The following is a 6,503-nucleotide window of genomic DNA, read 5'->3' as shown; positions in this document are numbered from 1 at the left end:
ACAGCTCCGAGGCGTAGAGGAACGAGGCCTCGACCTGGCCCGCACCGGTCTCGCAGGTCTGCAGCGTCAGTTCGAACTGGGCTGCTTCCTCGTCGAAATCCAGCCGCTCGACGGCGACACCCGGCCATCCGGCCAACGAGCGATGGTCCCGTCGGAGGTGGTTGAACATGACCTGGAACAGCGGGCTGGTGCTGAGGCTGCGTTCAGGCCGCAGGGCCGCCACCAGATGCTCGAAAGGCAGATCCTGGTGAGCTTGGGCGGCGATGGCGGCATCGCGCGTCTGCTCCAGCAGCGCCGCCCCCTCCGTGCGGCCGTCCAGCCGGGCCCTCAGGACCTGGGTGTTGACGAAAAATCCCACCAGCCCCGCCGTTTCCGCCCGGTTGCGATTGGCCACCGGAACGCCCACCCGGATGTCTGTCTGCCCCGTATGCCGCTGCAGCAGCGCGAAGAACCCACTGAGCAGCGCCATGAACAAGGTGGCACCCCTGGCTTGCGCAGCCCGGCGCAACGCCAGCACGAGTGCCTCAGGCAACACCATATGGTGCTGGGCTGCGCGGTAGCGGCCATCGCTGCGTCGGGGGCGGTCGGTGTGCAGGGAAAGCGCCGGTTGCTCTTCCCCCAGCTGCGCGCGCCACCAGGCCAACTGGCGCTCGCTCTCGCCACCGGCCAGCCATTGCGCCTGCCAGGCGGCATAGTCCGCGTACTGGATGGGCAATGCAGCCCATTCAGGCTCGTGGCCCTGCACGCGCGCGGCGTACTGCAGGGCCAGTTCGTCGAGGATGACCTGCACCGACCAGCCGTCCGAAATGATGTGGTGCATCACCACCAGCAGCTCATATGCCTGCGCATCCGTTTGAAGGAGCAGCACCCGCATCAGCGGTCCCTTCCCAAGATCGAATGGCGCACAGCGCAGTGCCTGCACGGCCGGGCTGCGCTGCGCCTCCAGTGCCTCGGGCGACAGGCCACGCAGGTCCAGGAAGGGCAGTTCGATGGACTCCGGGGCCCACACGCAGGGCTCGGCGTTGCCATCGGCCTTTTCCAGGAACACCGTGCGCAGCGATTCGTGGCGTGCCACCAAGGCCTGCAGGCTAGCGGCGAGGGCTTGGCGATCCAGGGCGCCGCTCAGGCGAAGGCCACCGCTCACGTGATAGGCGGTGCTGGCGGGATCGAGCCGCCAAAGGAACCACATCCGCTGCTGCGCCGCCGACAGGACGGCTTTCCCCGGTTCACTGCGCACACCGATGGCATGCGGGGATGCCAATGCAGCCGCGTCCATCTGGGCGGCACCACGCAGCCGTTGCTGCAGTTGCTCGCGCTGCGCAGGCGTGAGGCCCGCGCGGCGGGCGGAAAGGTCTTGGGTTTCGAGCATGGGAGGTCTTGGCAACAGAGGTCAGGCAGCGGCGGCAGCCGCACTGCGTTCGATCTCATCGATCAGGCGTGCTTCCACGAGCTGGGCCAGGGCGCCCAGCGTGGGCGCCTTGAAGAATGCGGCAGGGTGCAGTTCCACGGCGTAGGCCTTGCGGACCCTGGCGAGGAGCTGGATGGCCAGGAGGGAATCGCCCCCCAGCTCGAACAGGTTGTCGTGCACGCCGACGCTGCTCATGCCCAGCATGTCCTGCCAGACCTCGGCCAGGGCCAACTCCAGGTCTCCATCCGGCGCCACGTAGGGCGTTGGCAGCACTGGACGCGGATGCCGGCTGCGGCCGGCGGCAGGGACGGGCGTTGTCTCCAGCAGTTCCAGCATGCCGTTGTCGATGTCGCCGAGGCGCTGCGCCAGATCGGTGGTGGAGATCACCACCTGGGCGTGTGCCGGGCCGTTGACGATGCGCTCCAGGGCTTGCGCGCCTTCCGGGCCGTCCATGCCCACCCCGGGGGGCAGGACCAGGCCGGCAGCCATACCCAAGTCTCGCCAGGCATCCCAGTTGACCGAGACCACCGGACAGCGTGACGTGCGCTGCTCCAGCGCGGCCACCGCGTCCAGGTAGGCGTTGGCTGCGGCATAGTCGCTCATGCCCAATCCGCCCGCCATGCTGGAGATGGAAGAGCACAGCAGCACGAAATCCAGCGGCTCACCACGCACGGCGCCCAGCAGGGCCTGGGTGCCACGCAGCTTGGGTGCAAACACCTCGCGGGCCTCCGCCGCGCTGCGCTGGCCGATCATGCCGCTGTTGGCATGGCCGGCCGCATGGATGACACCGTTCAGGGCGCCGAATCGCTGGCGCGCCTGCGCCACGGCCGCCTGCATCTGCAAGGGGTCGGACACGTCGGCGGACAGGGTCAGCACGTCGCCACCCAAAGTTTTCAGCTCCATCAGCTGTACCATTTTTTGGCGCAGCGCCGGTGGCTGGGCAGGGTCCGCCGCCAGGGTGTCCCACCGGTCGGGCGCGGGCATCGCAGTCCGCCCCAGCAGGACCAGGCGGGCTTGCCAATGCTCGGCCAGATGCCTTGCCACCGCCAGGCCCACACCGCCCAGTCCCCCGGTGATGAGATAGACCCCTTGCGGGCGAAGGCGAGCGGTGCCGCGTGCGCCCGAGGGCATCTCCGGACGCGGTAGTGGCTCGTACGCGAGGCGCCAGACCTTGCGCCCGCGATAGACCCGCAGGGGGTCTTCCCGGCGGTGCTGCGCATCGGCCGCCAGTTGCCGGATCAGCCAGGCCGTGCCGTCAATGCTGGAGGGAAGAATCACGTCCGTCGCACTGCAATCGATGTGGGGATATTCCTGCCCGATCACCTTGCACAGCGCGACCAGCATGGCTTTTTCAGGGCACAGGGGATCGAGGCCCGAGACATCGGCCATCTGGTTGGCGACCACCCGCAGGGCCAGCGGCTGCTCGCGCCCCAGTGCCGAATCCTGCAGCGCCTGGACGAAGGCGAGCAGGCTGAAATAGCCCCGTTCCAGGGCCGCATCGGTTACAGGAACGGCGGTGTCCAGTGCCCAAAGATGGTGAACTTCCACCACTGGTCCATGTGCCGCCTGCACGCGCGCCAGCAGCTGCGCGAGATCGGCCCGGTGGCCGGGCCGCACGACATGGTGCAGCGGACCGATGGGGTGGCTGGCCGCACCGGCCTGCACCCACACCACGGCGTGCCCTGGTGCGGAGCGCTGCTGCAGCGCCTGCAGCAGGCGTTCACAGAAATCGCTGCGGTCACCGAACACCAGCGTGCATGCGCCAGCGCGGGCTTCGGCCACTACGGCCTCGGCAGGGGGAATGGACTTCCAGTCAGGCACGTAGAACGCCTCGCCAGCCAGAGATGGAGCGATCGCCGAAGGCGAAGGCAGCCCTGCCACCGGAGCATCCACCCAGTAGCGGCGGCGCTGGAACGCATAGCCCGGCAGTGGCAGTCGCCGCCGCTGGCCCATGGGATGGCAGGCTGCCCAGTCGATCGCCACGCCCGCGCTCCAGAGGCTGGCCAGGGCTTGCGCCATCTGCCGTTCGTTGTGCACCTGCTGCTGCGGGTGGGCCTGGCTGGGCCAGATCCCGGCCGCCGTATGCGCCAGCGGGTGCTGGCGTGCCAGGCCGGACAGTGTTTCGCCGGGGCCGACCTCCAGCAGCACACGACCCGGGGTACGGAGAATGACCTCCAGTCCGTCGGCGAAGCGCACGGTGCCACGCAGGTGCCGGGCCCAGTAGGCCGGATCGGTCGCCTGCTCCGCCGTGATCGGCAGGCCGGTGACATTGGATAGAAAGGCGATTTTCGGGGCATGGCGTGGCACGGCGCCCACCGCCTTTTGCAAGGCCAGGGCAATGCCTTCAGTCATCGCGGAATGCGATGCCACCTCGACGTGAAGGCGGCGCGGCATGAGCTGGCGGGCGAGCAGGGCCTGCTCCGCTGCCTCCACGGCCTTCACAGGCCCGGCGAGAACGCACAGCTGGGTGCCATTGACTGCCGCGATGTCGCAGCCCGCCGCCACGAAAGGCGCGAGTTCCGACTCGGGCAACGCGATGGCTGTCATGGCCCCGGCCGGCATCGATTGCATGAGCCGGCCGCGCAGGGCGACGAGGCGCAGCGCATCGTCCAGGGAAAACACGCCGGCCAGGCACGCGGCCACGTATTCGCCCAAACTGTGGCCCAGCAGCAGGGTGGGCTGCACGCCGCGCGACATCCAGAGGCGGGCAAGCGCGTATTCGACGACGAACAGGGCGGGCTGCGTGAACTCGATGCGTGCGAGCTGGGCGTCGGCCCGTGCCTCCTGGCCTGGTGGGGGGTAGAGCAAGGCCAGCAGGTCCAGCCCTTCGGCCTGTCTCAGGGTCTCGCAGCACCGATCAACCGTTTCGCGGAACACGGGCTCGCTGCGGTACAGGGCCAATCCCATGTTGGCATGCTGCGTGCCGCCACCTGGCAGCAGAAAAGCCACCTCGGGCGGCACTTCGGGCGCACGGGCCGGATGCCCCAACGCCCCTTCGGCCGCCCGAAGTTCCCGCGCCGCCGAAGTGGCGCCGTCACTGACGATGGCGGCCCGAAGGGGCAATGTGCGGCGCCCCGTCTGCAGGGTGAAAGCCACGTCGGCCAGGGATGTATCAGCGTGCGCATCGAGGTGCTCGCCCAGGGCCTGCGCGGCCTGCCGCAGCGCTGCGGGGCTTTGCGCCGACAGCGGCAGGACCTGCCACCCCGATGGTGCGCCGGAACGGGCCGGCAGCGCAGGTGCCTCTTCCAGCACGACGTGCACGTTGGTACCGCCGATGCCAAATGAGCTCACGCCAGCGCGGCGGGGCACACCCGCCCGAGGCCAGGGCCGTGCAGTTGCATTGACATAGAAAGGGCTGCTGGAGAAATCGATGGAAGGGTTGGGCTGCTCAAAATGCAGGCTGGGGGGAAGGGTCTGGTGCTTGAGCGCCAGCACCGCACGAATCAAGCCCGCCACGCCTGCGGCGGCGTCCAGGTGGCCGATGTGGCTCTTGGCCGACCCCAGGGCGCAAAAGCCTCTGCGCTCGGTATCGGCACGGAATGCCTGGGTCAGCGCGGCCACCTCGATCGGGTCGCCGAGCACCGTGCCGGTGCCGTGGGCCTCCACATAGCCCACGGTATCGGCCGCCACCCCCGCGATCAGTTGTGCAGCGCGGATCACCTCGGCCTGCCCGTTAACACTGGGTGCGGTGAATCCGACCTTGTCCGAACCGTCGTTGTTCATGGCGGAGCCTTTGATCACCGCGTGCACGGTGTCGCCATCGCGCAGGGCATCCTCCAGCCGCTTGAGCGCCACGATGCCGCAGCCGCTGCCGATCACCGTGCCGGCGGCGCGGGCATCGAAAGCGCGGCAGTGCCCGTCGGGCGAGAGAATCGCGCCGGCCTGGTAGCGGTAGCCGTCTTCCTGCAGCAGGTTGAGCCACACCCCGCCCGCCAGGGCCATGTCGCAGTCATGGCCGAGCAGCGCCTGGCACGCGGTGTGCACGGCCACGAGCGAGGTGGAGCACGCGGTCTGCACCGTCACGGCGGGCCCACGAAGATCGAGCTTGTAGGCCACGCGCGTGCACAGCGAACTGCCCGCATTGGCGCTGAGCAGCCCCAGCAATTCGGCAATGCCGGTGTCCTTGCCAAGGCCGAAGGCAGGCAGCAGGTGCCGGATCAGGTACAGGTGCGGCCCCTCACCGGCATACACGCCCAACTTGCCCGGCCAACGCTGGGCATCGCAACCCGCGTGCTCCAGCGCGGTCCATGCGCACTCCAGGAAGACGCGTTGCTGGGGGTCGAGTTGTTCGGCCTCGCGCGGCGTGTAGCCGAAGAGTCCGGCATCGAACTGGTCGGCGCCCCTGAAAGGCACGCCGGCCTTGACGTAGTCGGGGTCGTCCAACAGCGACTGCGGCACGCCGCGCTGGCGCAGCGCTTCGTCGCTGAAGTGCTCCACCGCTTCGGTTCCCGTCCGGATCTGGTGCCAGAAGGCCTCCACGTCGTCGGCGCCGGGAAAACGTCCGGCCATGCCGACAATGGCGATCTCGATGCCGGTCCATTCCGGCGGGGTGTTGGTATGCGGCATCAGTTCACTCTTTCTGCGGATTGACGGCGCTGAAGCAGTGCCGCACGCTGGCGCAAGGCGCGTTGGTCGGCCTGCTCGGCTCCGGCGGCGGCCTCTGCGCCTTGATGGATTCGTCGGGCCAGGGCCTCGACCGTGGGGTACTGGAAAAGCTGGACCAGGGGCAAACTGATCTGGCAGCGCGACTGGAGCAGCCGGTGCACACGCACCAGCGACAAGGAATGGCCGCCGATGTCGAAGAAATTGAAGGGAGTTGAGATAAACCCAGTCCCCGCACTGCGATAAATCGGGATTTAGGGGGACCAGATGGGATTTACCGAATCGGCCCACTGAAATCAGATTGCAATCACTGCAACGCCCTGTTTCCAGTTGGTGGGGCAGCTTGTAAGTCTAGCGAAAGCAGCACCATCGGTAATCCGGGGGCCGGCAGGGAGCCGGTACGCCTTGCCGCGCATCGTGGAGCGGCGTGACTAAAACAAGCCGGGACCAATGGTCGATAACTCACTCACCTGCCGCCGCGAGGGCTGCAACA

At 68.2% G+C, this 6,503-nt stretch carries 3 protein-coding genes; all 3 read right to left on the bottom strand.

Annotated features, from left to right (window positions below):
- Nucleotides 1–1,369, bottom strand: a 1,369-nt coding sequence (locus AC27IQ_RS17440; protein WP_487090211.1) for a condensation domain-containing protein, incomplete at its 3' end; no start/stop codon positions are given.
- A gap of 21 nt (nucleotides 1,370–1,390) precedes the next feature.
- Nucleotides 1,391–5,974: a type I polyketide synthase gene (locus AC27IQ_RS17435; protein ID WP_487090210.1), complete on the bottom strand. Its 4,584-nt coding sequence runs from the start codon at nucleotides 5,972–5,974 to the stop codon at nucleotides 1,391–1,393.
- Entirely contained in the window at nucleotides 5,974–6,174 is a 201-nt protein-coding gene (locus AC27IQ_RS17430; RefSeq protein WP_487090212.1) for a hypothetical protein, read from the bottom strand. The genes AC27IQ_RS17435 and AC27IQ_RS17430 overlap by 1 nt, the downstream gene beginning before the upstream one ends.
- Nucleotides 6,175–6,503: the final 329 nt, after the last annotated feature.

Source organism: Acidovorax sp. KPB24-07, from assembly GCF_057543315.1.
Note: the sequence above shows the minus strand (reverse complement) of the source record. Positions and strands in the feature narration are given on the sequence as shown.